Annotated in this window: 15 protein-coding genes; 14 read left to right on the top strand and 1 reads right to left on the bottom strand. The window is 50.1% G+C overall.

Going from position 1 to position 19,305, the window contains the following annotated elements; genetic code table 11:
• Positions 1–228: 228 nt before the first annotated feature.
• From AB4875_RS09375 to AB4875_RS09385, 3 genes are all read left to right on the top strand, one after another.
• Positions 229–2,754 carry a TonB-dependent receptor gene (locus AB4875_RS09375; RefSeq protein WP_368375800.1) on the top strand — a complete coding sequence of 842 codons (2,526 nt, stop codon included), beginning with the start codon at positions 229–231 and terminating at the stop codon, positions 2,752–2,754.
• An 81-nt stretch (positions 2,755–2,835) separates the two neighbouring features.
• The gene (locus AB4875_RS09380; protein ID WP_368375801.1) at positions 2,836–3,813 is read left to right on the top strand and encodes an XdhC family protein; all 978 of its coding nucleotides are present in this window, start codon (positions 2,836–2,838) and stop codon (positions 3,811–3,813) included.
• A gap of 4 nt (positions 3,814–3,817) precedes the next feature.
• The gene (locus AB4875_RS09385) at positions 3,818–4,414 is read left to right on the top strand and encodes a nucleotidyltransferase family protein (protein WP_368375802.1); all 597 of its coding nucleotides are present in this window, start codon (positions 3,818–3,820) and stop codon (positions 4,412–4,414) included.
• Here AB4875_RS09385 and AB4875_RS09390 read toward each other — a convergent pair.
• Positions 4,411–5,295 carry a LysR family transcriptional regulator gene (locus AB4875_RS09390; RefSeq protein ID WP_368375803.1) on the bottom strand — a complete coding sequence of 295 codons (885 nt, stop codon included), beginning with the start codon at positions 5,293–5,295 and terminating at the stop codon, positions 4,411–4,413. The two genes, AB4875_RS09385 and AB4875_RS09390, sit on opposite strands and share 4 nt — an antisense overlap.
• A gap of 180 nt (positions 5,296–5,475) precedes the next feature.
• Here AB4875_RS09390 and leuC point away from each other — a divergent pair, with 180 nt between their 5' ends.
• From leuC to accD, 11 genes are all read left to right on the top strand, one after another.
• The gene (gene leuC / locus AB4875_RS09395; protein WP_368375804.1) at positions 5,476–6,897 is read left to right on the top strand and encodes a 3-isopropylmalate dehydratase large subunit; all 1,422 of its coding nucleotides are present in this window, start codon (positions 5,476–5,478) and stop codon (positions 6,895–6,897) included.
• 10 nt (positions 6,898–6,907) lie between these two features.
• Positions 6,908–7,558 (top strand): 3-isopropylmalate dehydratase small subunit, encoded by a 651-nt coding sequence (leuD, locus tag AB4875_RS09400; RefSeq protein WP_368375805.1) that lies wholly within the window; start codon positions 6,908–6,910, stop codon positions 7,556–7,558.
• A gap of 53 nt (positions 7,559–7,611) precedes the next feature.
• A complete protein-coding gene (leuB, locus tag AB4875_RS09405; protein ID WP_368375806.1) occupies positions 7,612–8,709 on the top strand; it encodes a 3-isopropylmalate dehydrogenase in 1,098 nt (365 codons plus the stop codon).
• A 100-nt stretch (positions 8,710–8,809) separates the two neighbouring features.
• On the top strand, positions 8,810–9,928 hold the full coding sequence (asd, locus tag AB4875_RS09410) for an aspartate-semialdehyde dehydrogenase (RefSeq protein WP_368375807.1): 1,119 nt from the start codon (positions 8,810–8,812) through the stop codon (positions 9,926–9,928).
• Complete coding sequence (locus tag AB4875_RS09415; RefSeq protein WP_368375808.1) at positions 9,928–10,902, top strand: Asd/ArgC dimerization domain-containing protein; 975 nt, start codon at positions 9,928–9,930, stop codon at positions 10,900–10,902. Before asd ends, AB4875_RS09415 begins: the two co-directional genes overlap by 1 nt.
• A gap of 137 nt (positions 10,903–11,039) precedes the next feature.
• Complete coding sequence (locus tag AB4875_RS09420) at positions 11,040–14,684, top strand: FimV/HubP family polar landmark protein (protein ID WP_368375809.1); 3,645 nt, start codon at positions 11,040–11,042, stop codon at positions 14,682–14,684.
• A gap of 20 nt (positions 14,685–14,704) precedes the next feature.
• Positions 14,705–15,550 carry a tRNA pseudouridine(38-40) synthase TruA gene (gene truA, locus AB4875_RS09425; RefSeq protein WP_368375810.1) on the top strand — a complete coding sequence of 282 codons (846 nt, stop codon included), beginning with the start codon at positions 14,705–14,707 and terminating at the stop codon, positions 15,548–15,550.
• A 75-nt stretch (positions 15,551–15,625) separates the two neighbouring features.
• Positions 15,626–16,261, top strand: coding sequence for a phosphoribosylanthranilate isomerase (locus AB4875_RS09430; RefSeq protein ID WP_368375811.1), 636 nt, complete (start codon positions 15,626–15,628; stop codon positions 16,259–16,261).
• Positions 16,262–17,485: a tryptophan synthase subunit beta gene (gene trpB, locus AB4875_RS09435; RefSeq protein ID WP_368375812.1), complete on the top strand. Its 1,224-nt coding sequence runs from the start codon at positions 16,262–16,264 to the stop codon at positions 17,483–17,485.
• A 12-nt stretch (positions 17,486–17,497) separates the two neighbouring features.
• Positions 17,498–18,307, top strand: a complete 810-nt coding sequence (gene trpA, locus AB4875_RS09440; RefSeq protein ID WP_368375813.1) for a tryptophan synthase subunit alpha — start codon at positions 17,498–17,500, stop codon at positions 18,305–18,307.
• A 118-nt stretch (positions 18,308–18,425) separates the two neighbouring features.
• Positions 18,426–19,298 (top strand): acetyl-CoA carboxylase, carboxyltransferase subunit beta, encoded by an 873-nt coding sequence (gene accD, locus AB4875_RS09445; protein ID WP_368375814.1) that lies wholly within the window; start codon positions 18,426–18,428, stop codon positions 19,296–19,298.
• Positions 19,299–19,305: the final 7 nt, after the last annotated feature.

A 19,305-nucleotide genomic window follows, 5' to 3' on the forward strand; every position in this document is an offset into this window, starting at 1 on the left:
AAGCGCAGCCTAGGCTGCGCTTTTTTTTCAGCCATCTTTGCGTCTAAGTATGCTTTAATAACTAAAATAAATATTAAGTCATTGAACTATTCGGTAAAATTGGTATTGTACTCATTGTAAACATCTTGGCTACCTTGGCAGGCATAAGCTATTTCGAGATTAGGTCGCTGACAGCAGTCGCAAAGTCAGTGGCACTATAACTATAAAACTTTCGCACATGGAGGTCATATGACCTTAAAACGTCCTGTATTAAATTTTCGTCGCTCAGCTTTAGCATCCGCGATTGTATTGTGTTCTTCATACACAATGGCGGCGGCTGTCCTTGAAGAAGTTATCGTTACCGCCACTATTCGGGCGGAAAGCTTGCAGGATGTTCCTGTATCCGTAAATGCAATATCCGGCGATAAGATGATGGAAGCCGGCATTAGCAAGGTCGAAGATCTGCAAGCCTATGTACCTAATCTGACCATGTCAGAAACGGGTATTGGTACTAATATTTATATTCGCGGCATCGGGTCAGGTATTAACCCTGGGTTTGAACAGTCTGTGGGTATGTATTTCGACGGTGTCAGCTATGGCCGTGCTCAGCTGTCACGCGCACCATTCCTAGATTTGGCGCGGGTTGAAGTGTTGCGCGGGCCACAAAATATTCTGTTCGGTAAGAACAGTATTGCAGGCGCTTTAAGCTTGATCTCTGCTCGTCCGGGACAAGAGTTTGAAGGCTTGGCTTCTGCAACCTATGAAGTGGAAACAAATGAGCGAGTAATCGATTTTGTGGTGTCTGGCCCTATTGCCGACACCATAGGTGCGCGTTTGGCAATTCGTAAGCGCGAGATTGACGGTCATCTGGAAAACCTGACCCTTAATCGCGATGAGCCAATGCGTGATGAGCAAACTATTCGCGCCATATTTGAATGGGATGCTACGGCGAATTTGACCGCAGCCTTGAAATTAGAAGTTGGGCAGTTTGATGTTAATGGTCGTCAGATCGAAATTATTAACGACCAGCCCTCAACCTCTACCACGGGTGCTTTTACTGGCCGTACTTACGGACAGATTCTGGATTTCACCACTATTGATGTTGGCCCGGTTAATCTAGTGACTGTTGATGCGGACTCCTCTGTATTAAACAATTTCCAAGATTTTAAACGTTCTTCGAACGGTGATTTCAGCTATAACGATACTCATAACGTAACTTTAAATGTTGATTACGCCTGGGGCGAACATACCTTCACTTTTATCACCGGCTTGCTCGGTTATGAAACGTCAGAGCTCTGTGACTGTGATTTCACCGGCGCATCAGTATTCAGTGTTGCCGCTGAAGAAGAGTACTCTCAGTTCAGTCAGGAAATTCGCTGGGTATCACCAGTAGGTGAAAACTTTGAGTTCATTGCTGGCGCATTTTATCAGCAGAGTTCTTTGGATTTCTTTGACAGTATTCGTGTAGAAAGTGACATCCTTCCTCAGTTGATTAACGCGGCTGATTTGCAGGAAGCTGGCGCACGCGGTGAACGTCCTCCCTTCGATTTGCTGGGTGGCCCGACTATCAATGGGGTTCCCATTGTTGTTGGCGGCATTGGTGACGCGGGTGATGAGATAGTAAACCTTGGTACACCACGTAACTTTACTGCAGACACCAAATTGTTCTCTGGTTTTGTTCAGGCGACTTGGAATATGACTGACCTGACCCGTGCAACCTTGGGTTTACGTTATTCTTACGAGGAAAAAGATGGCAGTCGTAAACTCGAATTTAGTGATATAAGCACGGGTGAAATAAGAGCTGTGGGTGAAGTTGACACAGTTGTTGCCAAGAACTTTTCTGCGGAGCGTCATGATTTGAAGGGCTCGCGGTCCGGTGGCAATCTAGCGCCATCGTTAAACCTCCAGCACGATTGGAGTGATGACGTGATGCTTTACGCTACCGCGAGTATTGGCTACAAGTCAGGTGGTTATGATGCCCGTTCAAATGCGTCTCCAGAAACCAATGTTATCCGCCCTCTACAAAACCCAGACAGTGCTCCAATTATTCTGGTTGGTAGCTTTGAGTATGACGAAGAGCAGGCAACAAGCTTTGAAGCGGGTGCTAAAACGACCTTATTGGATGGCGCGGCTGAGTTGAATGTTGCGGCTTTCTATACCCAGTATGACGATCTTCAGGTCAGTATCTTTGACGGTACTCTGGGCTTCAACGTCGGTAATGCCGGAGCGGCAACCACGATGGGTATCGAGTTGGACGGTCGTATGGCTTTGACCGAGAACTTGATGATGACAGGTGCCTTGGCCTTCCTAGACTTTGAGTTCACCGACTTTGCTAATGGTCAGTGCTATCAAGGACAGACGCCTGACAGCAATGTTAATGGCAAGCCTTTCTGCGATTACAAGGGTAAAACTAACCAGTATGTCGCTGATTACTCAGGTAACCTAACCTTTGTTTACACGACTATGGTAAGCAAGGATATAGAGTTCCGTGGTGGTGCTGACTTCGTGTTTACTGGCGAGTTTAATTCATCTCAGAACCTTGATCCAAGCCAAGAGCAAGACGCGTATGTTAAGACGAATCTGCGTTTTTCTTTGGCAGACGTTGCCATGGGCTGGGAAGCTGCTCTGTTAGTTAAGAACGCGACGGATGAAACCGTGATTTCTTACTCTAACGATACTCCCTTAGCGAATAGCATTTTCGGTTCGACTGGCCACTATGGTTTTGTCGATTTACCGCGTACTGTAGCGCTTTCGGCAACGTACCGCTGGTATTGATTTTGTCATAGCAACGATAGATCAGAACGCCGCGCAAGCGGCGTTTTTTTTGTCTCATGATTATGCTGAGTGACTTGAATAGTGAAAAGTATTGAACAGATCGTGCTTGGCGCGGCAATCGAATTTCTTACTAAGGGCGAGTTCGGCTGGCTGTGCACGGTGGTTAAAACCTTTGGTGCTTCGCCGCGACCGCTGGGTTCCATGTTGGCGATGGATAGCCGTGGTGTGGTGTTTGGCTCCTTGTCGGGCGGCTGTATCGAAGAAGAGCTACTAGACAAGTTAAGGCGTGGCGAGTTGGCAGCTACTCATCCCGAAATTCTCGAATATGGGGTAAGTGCAGAGGAGAATGAGCGCTTTGGTTTACCTTGTGGTGGGCGAATGCAGATATTAGTTGAGCCCTTAGCCCCGTCCGCTGAGTTTTGTATTTTGTTGGGTGAGTTGTGCAACGCATTGGACCACAGGCGGGCGAAGCGCAGGCAAGTTAATATAGGCACTGGGCAGTGGCAGCTGGAAGATATTACAGAGTGTGAGCCTCTTAGTATTACTGGGAATGTGCTGGTTCAGGATTTTGGTCCCCGATATCGCCTGCTTCTAATCGGCGCAAACGAGCTGGCGCGGTGTATTTCCGAAATTGCTTTGGCAATGGATTATCGGGTGATTGTTTGTGATCCCCGCGAAGACAGGCGAGACCAGTGGGCGGTGACTGGCGCTGAATTGAGTGCCTCCATGCCGGATGATGCGGTGAGTGAGTTTGCAGATCCTTATACCGCGGTTATTACCTTAACCCACGATCCCCGAATTGATGACATGGCCTTGATGCAGGCCTTAACCGAATCACTATTTTATGTTGGCGCATTGGGCTCGGTGAGAACATCAGAAAAACGTCGTCAGCGGCTTAAGCAGTTGGATATTAGTGACGAGCAGATTGATCGCCTATACGCTCCGGTTGGCCTGCCGATTGGCAGTAAATCGGCGATGGAAATTGCGCTGGCTATTATGGCTCAGCTTACCCAGCTTAGGTCGACGGCATCTAAAGCCCGCACGGTAAATGGCGGATGACATAATGACGCTGCCACTGATTATTATGGCTGCGGGTAAAAGCCGGCGTTTTGGCGAGGCAGATAAACGCTTCACTGTATTACCGCATGGCGGCGTACTCATTAACGCCTTGGTTCGTCGCGCTCGAAAAGCCGGTCTCGATGTGAGTGTGGTGCTTGACCCAGCGGATGACGTTTCTGCAAAAGTGGGTGCGCCCTGCATTTTTTCGTCCAACGCGGCGGATGGCATGGGTTCAAGTATTGCTGATGCGCTTAGCTCAATCGCGTCGCAATCGCGGGCGGACTCATTATTGATTATGCCGGCAGATTTACCCCTGCTAAGAATTGAGTCAATACGTCGGGTTGCCGCGCTCGCTGGGTCCGATCGCATAGTTATTCCTCATTGCGGTGGTTTGCGTGGTCATCCTGTGGCGTTCGGTCGGGCGTACTGGCCAGCATTGTCGGCCTTAAGCGGTGATGAGGGCGCTCGAAGTGTTATTGCGGAGGCGAGCACCAAAAATATCGAGGTGCTTGAGCTAGATGACGAGGGGATTTATCTCGATGCTGATACGCCGGAGTCTATGTCTGGTTTGCTCAAGAAGTTGCGACCAGTGCTGCGTTAAGCAAAGTTTTCTTTACTGGCGACGCGCAGTAATTCAATAAAAGCCTCGGCGGCGTTAGATAAACTCCTATTGCGGTGATGCACGCAGCCAAGGGTTCTGCTTAGTGCCTGGCCTTCCCATTCGAGCGCCTTCACACTGTCGTCCAACAAGGTCAGCGGTAGTATGCTCCAGCCCAAGCCAATGCTGACCATGACCTTGATGGTTTCAAGGTAATTGGTAGACATGCCGATATTCATCTTGAGGCCGCGTTGATCAAATAATTCCTTAATGATTTGCCCAGTATACGTATTGAGTCCTGGCGGTAGGGCGGTGTGTTGGCTCAACATCTCTGCGTTGACGCTGGTGTATTTCGCTAAAGGGTGACTGTGGGCGACAGTGACAGTAAGCGGGTCGTTCCAAATAGGTATGGGTAGTAATTGTTGCTCGCCGGTGGGTGACAGCGTAATTACCGCCAAGTCCATCTCGCCGTGGAGAATAAGTTGGTGTGCTTGTTCGGAATCCATAAAGTCGATATCGAGCTTAACGTCTGGATACAGTTGGCTATACTTGCGCAATATTGGGGGAAGGCGATGCAAGCCAATGTGGTGGCTTATCCCCATAGATAAGCGACCGCTGACGTCACCCCTTAAATCCTGAATACTGCGAACCGCTTCTTTAATATCTTGAAGAATTCGTCGGCTCTGCGGCAGTAGCGCCTGCCCAGCCTCGGTGAGATGAACATTGCGACCAATACGGTCAAATAATTTGCAATTTAACTGGCTCTCTAGGACGGCGATACGCTTGCTCACCGCTGGTTGGGTGATGTACAGCTGTTCGGCCGCCAGCGAGAAAGAGTGTTGTTCGGCAACGGCGAGAAATGCTTTTAAAGAGTCGGTATCCATGGGCAATAGAATATTACCATTCCATATTGGAATGCAAATAATGAAAAATATGAATTTGTGTTATTTGATTGCGCTGGGTAATATTGCTGCCATCAAAGCTAAAGCATGCATTGGCTTTAGTCTTATAGATTTAGTAAATACGCTGAAGCTATTCAGCTTAGGACGACACGGGGCAAGATCATGGCTAGACAAACGCTATACGACAAATTGTGGAATGCGCATCTGGTAAAAGAGCGCGATGATGGCACGGCGTTGCTTTATATCGACCGTCATTTGGTGCACGAAGTAACCTCTCCGCAGGCCTTTGAAGGGCTGCGTTTGGCCGGTCGTCTGCCATGGCGTGTGACTGCCAACATAGCGACACCAGATCATAATGTGCCAACTGAGCGCGTTGAGCGCAGCGGCGGTGTAGAAGCTATTTCCGATGAAGTATCGCGGATACAAGTGCGAACTCTTGATGAAAATTGTGATGAGTTTGGTATCACTGAATTTTCAATTAATGACGTGCGTCAAGGTATTGTGCACGTGGTGGGGCCTGAGCAAGGTGCTACATTGCCCGGAATGACCGTAGTATGCGGAGATTCGCACACTGCAACCCACGGCGCCTTAGGGGCGCTGGCACATGGTATAGGCACCTCTGAAGTTGAGCATGTGCTGGCTACTCAGTGCCTTATCCAAAAGAAAAGTAAGAATATGCTAGTGCGGGTAGATGGTGCGCTCGGTGCGGGTGTGACAGCTAAAGATGTGGTGTTGGCCATCATCGGCAAAATTGGTACGGCCGGTGGTAATGGCTACGCCATCGAATTTGGCGGCGAGGTCATTCGCAAGCTGTCCCTTGAAGGCCGTATGACCATTTGTAATATGGCCATTGAGGCCGGAGCTCGGGTTGGTATGGTGGCGGTCGATGACACTACCATCGACTATGTTAAAGGCCGTCCGTTTGCACCGAACGACAGCGAATGGCCACTGGCCTTAGCCTACTGGAATACCTTGCACAGTGATGACGACGCAGTATTTGATAAAACGGTTGTTTTAAATGGCGGGGATATTCTGCCGCAAGTCACATGGGGAACAAGCCCAGAAATGGTATTGCCAGTTAATGGTATTGTGCCCGGACCTAGTGATTACACCGACCCAGCCCAGCGCAGCGGCTGTGAGCGCGCCCTTCATTACATGGGACTGACTGCAGGACAGGCTATTACCGACATTAAGCTTGACCGTGTGTTTATCGGTTCTTGCACCAATTCACGAATAGAAGATTTGCGTGAGGCGGCGGCGGTTGTGCGTGGTAAGAAGGTGGCCGCGAACGTCAAAGAGGCGATGGTCGTGCCGGGCTCTGGTTTGGTGAAGAAGCAAGCTGAGGCAGAAGGCCTGGATAAGATCTTTTTGGCAGCGGGTTTGCTGTGGCGTGAGCCTGGTTGCTCAATGTGTCTGGCAATGAACGCCGATAAGCTGGGTGCTGGTGAGCACTGCGCCTCTACCTCTAACCGCAATTTTGAGGGTCGTCAGGGCTTTGGCGGACGCACCCATTTGGTCAGCCCTGCGATGGCAGCGGCGGCGGCAATTGCCGGTCATTTTGTCGACGTGCGGGAATGGATCTAAGGAGATAATGATGAAAGCATTTACAGTTCTTGAAGGTATTGTGGCACCGATGGATCGTGCCAATGTGGATACCGATATGATTATTCCCAAGCAGTTTTTAAAATCTATAAAACGCAGTGGTTTTGGGCCAAACTTGTTTGATGAATTGCGTTATCTGGATGAGGGACAACCCGGGCAGGACAGTTCTAACCGCCCCTTAAATGCCGATTTCCCTTTGAATTTTCCGCGCTACAAAAGTGCGTCTATTCTCATTGCAAGGGAAAACTTTGGTTGTGGCTCCAGTCGTGAACACGCGCCGTGGGCTCTGGAAGATTACGGTTTTCAGTGTGTGATTGCGCCAAGCTTTGCAGATATCTTTTTTAATAACTGTTTTAAAAATGGCGTATTACCGATTGTGTTGCCAGCGACAAAAGTAGAAGAGCTATTCGCAGCAATGTACGCGAATGAAGGCTTTACTTTGGCCATCGATTTAGCCGCACAAAGTGTGATTACACCTGCAGGTGAGACTATAGCGTTTGAGGTTGATAGTTTTCGTAAACACTGCCTATTGAATGGCCTAGATGATATTGGTTTGACCTTGCAAGATGCCGACGACATTCGCTTGTTTGAAGCTAAGTGGCAGCAGAAATCGCCATGGCTGTTTCGCGAGCACAGCATCTAAACGTTACAGGCGTAGTAGTCAAAAAATCATATTTATTTTGAAAGGATATTAGTGTGACTGATCGTCAACAGAGAAATATTGCGGTGTTACCCGGTGATGGTATTGGCCATGAAATAATGGCCGAAGCTGCTAGAGTATTGGAATGGGTCAATAAGGACCACGACTTGGGCTTAGTATTGCAGCATGCCTTGGTCGGCGGTTCTGCAATTGATGCTCACGGCTCGGCGCTTCCCGCTGAGACCTTTGCTATTTGTGAGCAGGCCGATGCGATATTACTTGGCGCTGTGGGTGGTCCAAAATGGGATAAATTGCCGCCGGCAGAGCGCCCTGAGAAAGCGGGTTTACTTGAAATTCGCAAGCGTTTAGATCTGTTTGGTAATTTGCGTCCCGCGATTTTATATCCGCAGCTTGCTGATGCCTCTTCCTTGAAGCCGGAAATCGTGGCTGGTCTGGATATTCTTATTGTTCGAGAGCTCACAGGCGGTATTTATTTTGGCCAACCCCGTGGTATTCGCGTACTGGAAAATGGCGAGCGCGAAGGTTATAACACCTATGTTTACAATGAGTCACAAATTCGTCGTATTGCTAAAGTGGCCTTTGAACTGGCGCAAAAACGCGGCGGTCGTCTGTGCTCCGTCGATAAGGCTAATGTCTTAGAGGTGACCATGCTGTGGCGTGAAGTCATGGATGAGATGGCTAAAGACTATCCCGATGTTGAGCTGAGTCATATGTATGTCGACAACGCGGCAATGCAGCTGGTGCGTGCGCCTAAGCAGTTCGATGTGGTTGTAACGGGTAATATGTTTGGCGATATTTTGTCAGATGCGGCGGCTATGTTGACGGGGTCTATTGGCATGCTGCCGTCGGCATCGCTGGATGTAAATGGTCGCGGTATGTACGAGCCGTGCCACGGCTCTGCCCCTGATATAGCAGGTCAAAACAAGGCGAATCCGCTGGCGACAATACTGTCGGTGGCGATGATGCTGCGCTATTCCCTCAATGAGCCAGCTGCCGCGCAGCGTATTGAAGATGCGGTCAGTACGGTGCTCGATCAGGGCTTCCGCACGGCGGATATATATTCAGACGGCAGCACCATGGTGGGAACCATTGAAATGGGCGATGCGGTTCTTGCGGCTTTAGCTGCAGCATAAATTCAACTAGGAAATCTCGCGCTGGCCGCTATTTATTCTCTACTGAGAATAAGGCAGCTGTGCAGCAATGATTTCAACACCAAAGAGTTCAGGAGTAATTATGAAGAAGGTAGGGTTTGTAGGTTGGCGCGGTATGGTTGGCTCTGTGCTGATGGGGCGGATGTTGGAAGAAAAAGACTTTGATGTTATCGAGCCGACATTTTTCACCACCTCAAATGTAGGTGGCCAGGGGCCGGCAATTGGTCGTGATATCGACGCGCTCAAAGACGCTAACGATATTGCCGAATTGGCGGCCATGGATATTATTATTTCTTGTCAGGGCGGTGATTATACCAAATCAGTTTTTTCCGCTTTACGCGCAACTGGCTGGGACGGTTACTGGATTGATGCGGCGTCGTCACTGCGTATGGACGACACTGCCATTATCACGCTTGATCCCGTCAACCTCGACGTAATCAAAGATGGCTTGAATAAGGGCGTTAAGAATTTTATTGGTGGCAACTGTACCGTTAGCTTAATGTTAATGGCGATTGGCGGTTTATTTCGCGAGGGCTTGGTCGAGTGGGTCAGTGCCCAAACCTATCAGGCGGCCAGTGGCGCCGGTGCGCAAAACATGCGCGAACTGATTAATCAAATGGGAACAGTGCGCGACAGCGTTGCCACTGAGTTAGCTGATCCGCGTTCAAATATTTTAGATATCGATCGCAAAGTGGCCGAGGCGATGCGCAGTGATGCATTCCCGACTGAAAATTTTGGACACGCCTTGGCGGGTAGTTTGTTGCCATGGATTGATACCCAGCTGGAAAATGGCCAAAGTCGTGAAGAGTGGAAAGGCCAGGCGGAGACCAATAAAATTTTGGGTCGCGCTGAATCGCCAATCGCCATCGACGGCAACTGCGTGCGCGTTGGGGCAATGCGTTGCCACAGCCAAGCATTGACGATCAAGCTCAATAAGAATGTTTCGATAGCCGAGATTGAAGCTATTCTTGCGGCGGCGAATGACTGGGTGCAAGTGGTACCAAATGATCGCGCCGAAACTCTGGAGAAATTAACCCCTACCGCGGTTACAGGTAAACTGCACGTGCCAGTCGGGCGTTTGCGCAAGCTGAATATGGGTGATCAATATCTGTCTGCGTTTACTGTGGGCGATCAATTATTATGGGGCGCTGCAGAGCCGCTGCGTCGTATGTTGCGAATCTTATTAGGTGATATTAAATAATGACATTCAAGTGTGTTGCGGTTTTTGGGGCTTGCGGCCTTGAGGGCGAATTACTCCTAACCGCACTCGCTGATGCCGAGCTAGGTGTTCAGAGTATTCGTGCATTTGCAGATGGCGCAGACGGCGAAACCGTTATGTATCGCGGTAGACCGTTTGCGGTCCATGAGTCTAGCGCTGCTGATTTTAGCGGTGTTGATGTGGCAATTTTCCTAAACGAAGGTTTTAGTGATTTCGCGATTATTGACGCCGCCGAAGACGCTGGCATCCGTGTATTAGATTGTAGTGATACGCTGGCGCAGCGCGGCGATGTTCCGGTGTTTTGTGAAGGCTCACCCCTTGATAGTGATTCGCGCTTATTTGCAATAGCCGACGCAGTGAGCAGTCACGTGTCAGCGCTATTACGTTTGTTGCCGCAGGGCAGTATCCAGACGGTTAATCTTGCGATCGGTCAGCCGGTGTCAGTTTGGGGCCGCTTAGGGGTGGAAACTTTGGCGGCAGAAACCGCACGCTTATTAAATGGCCAGCCGCCTGAGGCGTCGCCGTTTGGGCAGCAAATGGCGTTCAACGTACTTTCGCGGCAGGGCGGTAGTGTTGCGGCGTTAGAACATGGCTTGGCGACTCTGCTAAACTCAAGTGGCAGTGCGGCCGCGGTCTCTGCTAGCGAGATGTTGGTGCCGGTTTTTTATGGTCATACTGCTATGCTGCGAGTGAACTGTGTTGATCGTGTTGATGTTTCACTGTTGAAGCAGCAGCTAGCAGAGAACGAGAAATTTCGTTTATTTCCACTCGACGACACCGCAGAAGCCTCGCCTGTTAATTTGCAGGGCAGTGATACAATTGATATTTCGGCGCTAAGTGGTGACAGGCAGGATGAAACGGCCTTTCGCTGCACTGTCGTCGGTGATAATCTTCGTAATGGCGCGGTGATTAATATTATTGAATTGCTTAAAATCTTGATAAAAATCAATATCTAGCTTATATCTATGGATGTTGTTTAGAGAAATGACGTCAAGGCGTCATTGGCAAGATTTGCCCAGTGGATATTCTTTATAATAACGCAGTCCATTTAGCGAGTGCTGGCGGAAGGCGTTAATACACAAACGGTGACAGTATGATGCGTAAAAAGCTGGCGAAAGTGGGGCTGACAGTTGTGGCCCTGCACAGCGGATTAGTTAGTGCACTCGGTATGGGTGAGTTAACACTTGATTCGCTGCTCAATCAGCCTTTTCGCGCGGAAATTCCTCTCCGAGATATTGGTGAACTGAATGTTGACCAGATAAGAGTGCGGCTTGCGGATGCAACTGCCTTTGAAAATGCAGGCGTTGATCGCAGCCAGTTCTTATCCAAATTACAATTTAAAGTTGAGTTAGTGGGCGGCGGTAACGGACGTATTGTTGTTACTAGCTTGAGCTCAGTCGTTGAGCCCTATCTTGATTTTATCGTTGAGGCGCGCTGGCCTAACGGTAAAATGATTCGCGAATATACTGTGCTGTTAGATTTGCCTGTTTATGCCGATGACAGTCCGTCGCGGGCTATTAATCTTAGTAATGCCGCGCCAGCTGCCAGCCCAAATGTCCCGCTTGCAGCAAGTGCAGCAAGTGCAGCACCTGCTGGCCAAGCACGGGAGCCCGGTGGTTCTATTGGTGCGGTAGATCGTGCGCCGCCTGTAGCTCGCAGCCCGGCGCAGCAGCAAGATTTACCACCTGCAGATAATCCCAGTGAATACCGCATTCAGCACCACGATACGATGTGGCGCATTGCTACCACGCTGCGTCCAAGCTCCTATGTTACTACCCAGCAAACAATGCTGGCCTTGGCAAAAAAGAACCCTCAAGCCTTCGTGAACGGCAACGTCAACCAGATTAAGTCCGGTTATGTGTTGCGCGTGCCATCAGAAGCAGAAGTTCGCGACATCGATCATCAGGCAGCGGTGGAGGAAATACGATTACAGGCAAAGGAGTGGCGGGGCGAGAAAGTCGCCAGAGCCGCGAAGACTAAAGCTAGCCCAAACACTGCATCGGCAGCGCCAATGGCGCCGCAAATCGACGCGACCGCAAAGAGCCAAGTGCCCGCGCCAGAAGGTGCAGATGAGGCGGTTAAATTTTCACTTGGTGGAGCCGATGATAGCGACTCTGCAAATGAAGCGAACATCTTGCGAGAGCAAATCCGAGAAGAACAGGAAAACCTAGAGAAGTCCAAGCTTGAAAACGGTGCGATACAAAATCGTGTTGTTGAAATGGAAAAGCAAATACAGACTTTACAAAGTTTAATTGCGCTCAAAAATAGTCAGCTCGCAGCGTTGCAAAGTGGTCAGCCTTTGCCCGAGTCGCCGGCAATGAGCACTGAGAATATTGCTGCGCTTGAGGCTGATGCTGCGCTTGAAGCTGATGCGATGGTGGCGCCGACGGGGACTGAGGCGGAGACCGAGATAGCTTCAGTAGGCAGCCCTGATGCTGCAGCAGAAAAGATCGCAGCCACTGAAACTGCTAAACAAACGATAATAGACAAGCCCGCGGCAAAGCCTGCCGCGTCCTCAAAACCAGTGATTACCGAGACGCCGCTTGAAGCTTTGCAAGCTTGGGTCAGCCAAAACCTTGTCATCTTCGTTGGCCTTTTGCTTGCGCTGCTGGCTGCATTGGTACTGCTGGTTCGCGGTCGCAGAGCGGCGGATGAAGATGCCGATTTGACCGGTTTCGACAATGACTTGGCGGCGGGCGAGGCAGTGGAGTCTCCTGCCTTGTTTGCAAGCGGTGGAGAGTTTGATGCTGATTCTGCTGCCAATGGCAGCGACGAAATACGTGAGGAAAGTGACGCGGACGTTGTTTTCAGCGCTGAAGACTTTGATTTCGATAAGCTCGCAGATGATCCTGACACAGAAGATGCGTTGTCTGCATTTGCCGGGGATTCTGCATCTGAAGAGCTAAGGGGTGTTGACGATGTTGATGCTCCAGCCGCTGACGCGGTGGTAGCGCAAACTGGTGATGTCGTTGCTGAAGCTGAGATTTATGTGGCATACGGCCGCTATGATCAAGCTGCAAGCCTCTTGAAAACCGCGATTGCTCAGGACCGTAATAACACCGAACTGCATTTGAAACTGATTGATATCTATCTAGATACTAGGGATCAGAGTAATTTCGAGGCAGCCTATCAAGACTTGCGGGCATTAAATGACGATGACGCCATTGCCCGTGTTAAGGAATCAATGTCGGCTATTGAGGGTGTAAGCCACTGGCTCGGTGATGACTTGTCGGCATCATCTGATAACACCGTGCAAGTCACTGCTCCGGATAGCTCGGTTAGTGAGGAAATAACAGATTTAGATTTTGATATTGACGATGACGCGGATGCCCTGAGCCTCGACGATGAAGGCCTAGACTTTGAGTTGGACGATGCGCTTGATGACAATGCCAAAGGGGATGTTGATGCTGAAGACAATGCCGGTGTTGCTGCAAGCGAGGAGCTTGACGCAGATGCAGCGTCGGATACAGATACCTTGGCGTCTCTGGATGTTGATCTTGCAGATTTAGATTTTGATTTCGATGGTGATTTTGGCGGTGCATCTAAAGAACCTTCAGCGCTGGTAGATGACAGCGCCACCGCAGGTGACGATTTGGCTGCGGCACTAAGCAGTGATGACATTGCTCCTTCCGCAGAGGCTGTGGTCGAGGACGATGAGCTTGATATCAGCTTCGACGGACTAGACGATGTCAGTTTAGATGAAAATGTCTTGAGCGAATTAAGCTCGACTCCAGATGAGGGCGATGCCTTAGATGACGACATTGTTTCTTTCGAAGACGAAGATGTTCCTAGCTTGGATTTTACTGACCTTGAGGCCAAGGAGCTTGAGTCTACAGATGTAGATGATTTAGATTTTGAAGATCTTGAATTAGGCGCAATCGGCATAGATGATGATGGCATAGCTGATACTGATTTAGGTGCTAGCGGCTTAGGTGATAATACTTTAGGTGATAGTGATTTAGACGTTGGTGTCGGTGATCTTGATGCCTCGAGCGACGCCTTGGCTGAGGTCGCAGACCTTGGCTCCGTGGAGGCACCTCTAACAACACCAGAGTCGGGTGAAGACGAAGCCCTTGGCGTTACTAGTGAGGAGCTTAGTAACAACGATACTGATAGTGAGGAGCTGGATCTTTCCGAGTTTGATATGGATCTCTCGGATACCCTTGACACAAGTTCGTCGTCGCTTGATGTGGATGCCGAGTCCGACGAGCTCGATCTTGAGTTATCTGACTTTGATATGCCTAGTGAGCTCAGTAGCGCCAGCGAAGCCAGCTCTACTGCGGATGAGCTGGACATCGATGTTGATGAATCCTTCTTTCTTGACGATGATCTGGAATTAAACGATAGCGCGGTTCCTAGCGACAATATTGAGGTTGACTCTGGTTCAACTGCGGAGAAGCAAGAGGCTGCTGCCGAAATACCTGTCGTCGATACACCTCTAGTCGAAACACCTGTTCCCGCGGCTCCGATCGACGATGCCGATACTGTCAATATTGACGGTGACGCGATTGCCCTAGAGGATCTGGTCTTCGATGAGTTCGATGCCGGAGAGGACGATGCCGAAGGCTTCGATTCACTGCTTGATTCCGAGTCCGTCGCAACAAAGTTAGATCTTGCCCGCGCATACATCGATATGGGTGACAGCGAAGGCGCGCGTGAAATGTTGGAAGAAGTGCTGCAAGAGGGCGATACTCAGCAGCAAGCCGATGCTCAAACGTTGTTAGATAATATTGGATAAGTATTGGCTGAATTTGTTTTATGAATGATGTGGGTAGTTTCGACCGATTTGCGGATGATCTCTTGCCGGTCGGATGCCGGGTAGCCATGGCTTTGGAGTATCAGGGTAGCGCCTACCGAGGCTGGCAAAGTCAAACCAAGCCTTGGGTTGCTACTGTTCAGGACGCACTTCAAGACGCTATTTCGGCGATTGCCGCCACGCCAGTGACGGTTATTTGTGCTGGCCGTACCGATGCCGGCGTTCACGCTACCTATCAGTTGGTGCATTTTGATGCCCCGGTTGCGCGTTCTTTAAGGGCCTGGGTGGCCGGAGTGAACGCCAAGCTTCCCGGCGATGTTGCGGTGCAGTGGGCTCAGAGTGTCTCCAGTGATTTTCACGCCCGTTTTTCTGCAACTGCTAGGCGTTACCGCTATATTATCCTCAATCAAGCCCGCCGCTCTGCGCATTTAGTCAATGGCTTAACCTTGGTCGATCATCCCCTTGATGCAGATCTTATGCATCGTGAAGCGCAGGTCTTGCTGGGCGAGCATGACTTTAGTGCGTTTCGGGCATCTTCTTGTCAGTCTAAAAGCGCGAGGCGGAATATTCATTTCGCTAATGTGAGTCGCCGTGGTCGCTATATTGTGCTCGATATTGGCGGAAACGCTTTTTTGCATCATATGGTGAGGAATATTGCTGGCGTTCTTATTGCTGTGGGTAGTGGTCAAATGCCGCCAGGTTGGACGCAACAGGTCTTGGCGAGCCAAGACCGCAATCAAGGTGGTGTCACCGCTAAGCCTGATGGCTTGTATTTGGTTGACGTAATCTACCCGCCTGAGTTCAATTTGCCGAAATCACCAATAGGCCCTGATTTTGTTCCCAGTTAGCGGCGGCGCCTACAGACAGATAATGTAGTTATTTGTTAGTATTCGATCCGATTAATTGTCTGGTAGTACATCCAAGTGTTCCGTACCCGCGTAAAAATTTGTGGTATCACCCGAGCTGAAGACGCGCTTGCCGCGATCGATGCAGGAGCTGATGCCTTAGGCTTTGTGTTTTATCCTAAAAGTCCGCGCGTCATCAGTATTGAGCAAGCCGCAAATATTATGTCGATGCTGCCGCCGTTTGTGAGCAAGGTCGGTTTATTTGTTAATGCAGATGCTGCCGAGATACGCGAGGTTTTGGCGTGCTGCCCGCTTGACGTTCTACAGTTTCATGGCGATGAGTCAGCAGAGTTTTGTGCATCGTTTGCGATGCCGTATATGAAAGCATTGCGGATGCGCGATGATCTGGATTTGAGTGCCGCAATACGGTCCTACTCAGCGGCAAGTGCCTTGTTATTGGACAGCTATAAACCCGGCGTACCGGGCGGTACAGGTGAATCGTTTGACTGGCAGCGTATTCCTAGCAATATAGACATCCCTGTGGTGCTTGCCGGTGGTTTAAAGCCTAGCAATGCCAGTGCCGCCATTGCAGCTTGTCATCCTTATGCCCTGGATGTGAGCGGTGGTGTGGAACTGGCGCCAGGGATAAAATGCGCGCAAAAAATGACAGAATTTATTACAGCGATCAGGTGTGCTGATCGACGGGAGGATTGAGTGAATAGCAAGGTAGGTAAAGCTGATTTTAGCCAGTTTCCTGATGCCGCTGGGCATTTTGGCATCTACGGCGGCCGCTTCGTTTCAGAAACGCTGGTGTTCGCTCTAGATGAGTTAGACGCAGCGTATCGTAGGCTGCGCAAAGACCCTGGATTTCAGGCTGAGTTCGATTACGATTTAGCCCATTACGTGGGTCGCCCGTCGCCGCTGTATTATGCTCGCCGCTGGTCTGAGGAAGTCGGTGGTGCAAAGATCTATCTCAAGCGCGAAGACCTCAACCATACTGGCGCCCACAAGGTAAACAATACCGTTGGTCAGGCCCTGCTGGCAAAGTATATGGGTAAAAAGCATGTTATCGCTGAAACCGGTGCCGGCCAACACGGTGTTGCATCGGCAACCGTAGCCGCTCGTTTGGGTATGACTTGCCAGGTGTTTATGGGCGAGGAAGATATTCATCGTCAGGCCTTAAACGTTTATCGCATGAAATTGTTGGGTGCTGAGGTTGTGTCCGTTAAATCGGGCTCTAAAACACTTAAAGATGCCATGAATGAGGCGATGCGAAACTGGGTTACCAATGTTGACGATACCTTCTACATTATTGGTACTGCGGCTGGTCCGCACCCTTATCCGATGTTGGTTAGGGATTTCCAGTCTGTGATCGGCCGCGAGGCGCGTCAGCAGTGCTTGGCTCAGAACGGTCGCTTGCCTGACGCTCTGGTTGCCTGCGTAGGCGGTGGATCCAATGCCATTGGTTTGTTCCATCCCTTTCTCGATGATGAGTCGGTGGCGATGTATGGCGTTGAAGCGGGTGGTTATGGCGTTGAGACTGGGCACCATGCGGCGCCCTTAAACGATGGTACTCCGGGTATTTTGCATGGCAATCGCACGTATTTAATGCAGGATGAGGGCGGTCAGATTATTGAGACCCACTCAGTGTCGGCCGGCTTGGATTATCCCGGTGTCGGTCCAGAGCATTCTTGGTTAAAAGATATGGGCCGGGTGAACTACGTCGCTATCAATGATGATGAAGCGCTGGCAGCATTCCGTAAATTAACCCTAGTTGAAGGGATAATGCCTGCCTTGGAATCTGCGCATGCGGTGGCCTATGCTGAGAAATTAGCGAAAACCATGAGCCCTGAGCAAACTATTGTGATCAACTTATCTGGCCGAGGTGATAAAGACATTCATACCGTCGCTACCCTCGACGGTATTGGCATTGAATAACGAGGAAGTACTTTGAGTCGTTTAGCAGCTGTATTTGCAAAACTAGAGAAAGATGGGCGCAAGGCACTGGTGCCATATATTGTTGCCGGTGACCCGGAACCTGCCATAACCGTGGCCTTTATGCATGAATTAGTGCGTCAAGGTGCGGATATTCTTGAAATAGGTGTGCCATTTTCAGATCCAATGGCGGAAGGTCCGGTTATTCAGCTCGCCCACGAGCGCGCTTTGCTTAACAAGGTTACGTTAACCATGGTGCTCGAGCTGGTGACAGAGTTTCGCGCCAAGGACGAGACAACCCCTGTGGTGCTGATGGGTTACGCCAACCCGATAGAGCGCATGGGTTATCAGATTTTTGCGGATCGCGCTGCATTGGCGGGTGTTGATGGCCTACTGACGGTTGATATGCCACCCGAAGAAGCGGAGCAGCCGAGCAAGATACTGCGCGCAGCTGGTATCGACAATATTTTCTTGTTAGCGCCAACGAGCAGTGACGATAGAATTAAAAAAATCGCCTCGCTAGCCAGCGGTTATTTGTACTGTGTGTCACTGAATGGTGTGACCGGTGCGGGTAATTTAGATATCAAAGCGGTGTCTGAGAAGCTAGCGAGCATTAAGGGCTTTACTAATCTCCCCATCACCGTGGGTTTTGGTATTAAAGATGGTGTTTCTGCGGCTGCTTTAGCGCCTTTGTGTGAGGGTGTTGTGGTTGGTAGTGCCTTGATAGAGCGCTTGGTCGCTAGCGATGCCTCATTAGCAAACGCGGAGCGCGCTGCAGTGGCGGCCTCGCTGATTGGCGAGATAAGAGCGGCCATAGACGCCTGATAAATACGCCGTTGTTGACGGCGCTACTGCTCATGATCGGATTTATAGGGTAAAATAATGCACAGCAGATCACGTGCATAAATTATAAATAGACGAATAATGACTACAGGAATGGATTATGAGCTGGGTAGATAAGATTCTTCCCTCGGGAGTGCGACGGGTTGATTCGGAAGAGCGCCGTGGTGCAAAGGGGTCGGTGCCAGAAGGTCTTTGGAAAAAGTGCGTTAAGTGCGAAGCCGTACTTTACCGGCCGGAGCTAGAAAGTCATCAAGACGTGTGCCCAAAGTGCGACCACCATATGCGTATTGGTGCACGCCGTCGCATCGCTTTGTTTTTAGACGAAGTGGGGCGCGAAGAGATTCTTAGCCATATTGAGCCTGTTGATAGACTCAAATTTAAAGACAAAAAGAAATACCGCGATCGCTTAACCGCCGCGCAGAAAGCAACCGGTGAAAAGGATGCCTTGATCGCTTACAAAGGCAGCGTTAAAGAATTGCCAGTAGTTGTGGTCGCTTTTGAATTCAATTTTCACGGCGGATCTATGGGCTCTGCTGTAGGTGAGAAATTCACCCAAGCCGCCAATGTTGCGCTTAAAGAGCGCTGCCCACTGATTTGCTTTTCCGCCTCCGGTGGCGCCCGCATGCAAGAAGCGCTTATTTCGCTAATGCAAATGGCGAAGACCAGTGCGGTATTAGAGCGCTTAAAACAAAATGGTGTGCCGTATATTTCAGTTATGACCGATCCGATCTACGGTGGTGTGTCTGCAAGTTTAGCCTTGCTCGGTGATATCAATGTTGCTGAACCTGGTGCGCGCGCGGGTTTTGCTGGCCCCAATATTATTGAGCAAACCATTCGCCAGAAGTTGCCGCCGGGCTTTCAGCGCAGTGAATTTTTGCTGGCTCACGGCGCTATCGACATGATCGTTCGTCGTCCAGATATGCGTGACACCTTAGGGCGGCTGCTCGGAAGCCTGATGCATTATCAGCGTTAATCGGATT

The sequence above is a fragment of the Zhongshania sp. R06B22 genome (assembly GCF_040892595.1).
Classification (GTDB): domain Bacteria; phylum Pseudomonadota; class Gammaproteobacteria; order Pseudomonadales; family Spongiibacteraceae; genus Spongiibacter; species Spongiibacter arctica.

Excerpts from the sequence above, each read along its gene's own strand:
- AB4875_RS09375 (WP_368375800.1), top strand. The coding sequence starts at position 229 with ATGACCTTAAAACGTCCTGTATTAAATTTTCGTCGCTCAGCTTTAGCA.
- AB4875_RS09385 (WP_368375802.1), top strand. The coding sequence starts at position 3,818 with ATGACGCTGCCACTGATTATTATGGCTGCGGGTAAAAGCCGGCGTTTT.
- AB4875_RS09390 (WP_368375803.1), bottom strand. The coding sequence starts at position 5,295 with ATGGATACCGACTCTTTAAAAGCATTTCTCGCCGTTGCCGAACAACAC.
- leuC (WP_368375804.1), top strand. The coding sequence starts at position 5,476 with ATGGCTAGACAAACGCTATACGACAAATTGTGGAATGCGCATCTGGTA.
- leuD (WP_368375805.1), top strand. The coding sequence starts at position 6,908 with ATGAAAGCATTTACAGTTCTTGAAGGTATTGTGGCACCGATGGATCGT.
- asd (WP_368375807.1), top strand. The coding sequence starts at position 8,810 with ATGAAGAAGGTAGGGTTTGTAGGTTGGCGCGGTATGGTTGGCTCTGTG.
- AB4875_RS09415 (WP_368375808.1), top strand. The coding sequence starts at position 9,928 with ATGACATTCAAGTGTGTTGCGGTTTTTGGGGCTTGCGGCCTTGAGGGC.
- AB4875_RS09420 (WP_368375809.1), top strand. The coding sequence starts at position 11,040 with ATGATGCGTAAAAAGCTGGCGAAAGTGGGGCTGACAGTTGTGGCCCTG.
- truA (WP_368375810.1), top strand. The coding sequence starts at position 14,705 with ATGAATGATGTGGGTAGTTTCGACCGATTTGCGGATGATCTCTTGCCG.
- accD (WP_368375814.1), top strand. The coding sequence starts at position 18,426 with ATGAGCTGGGTAGATAAGATTCTTCCCTCGGGAGTGCGACGGGTTGAT.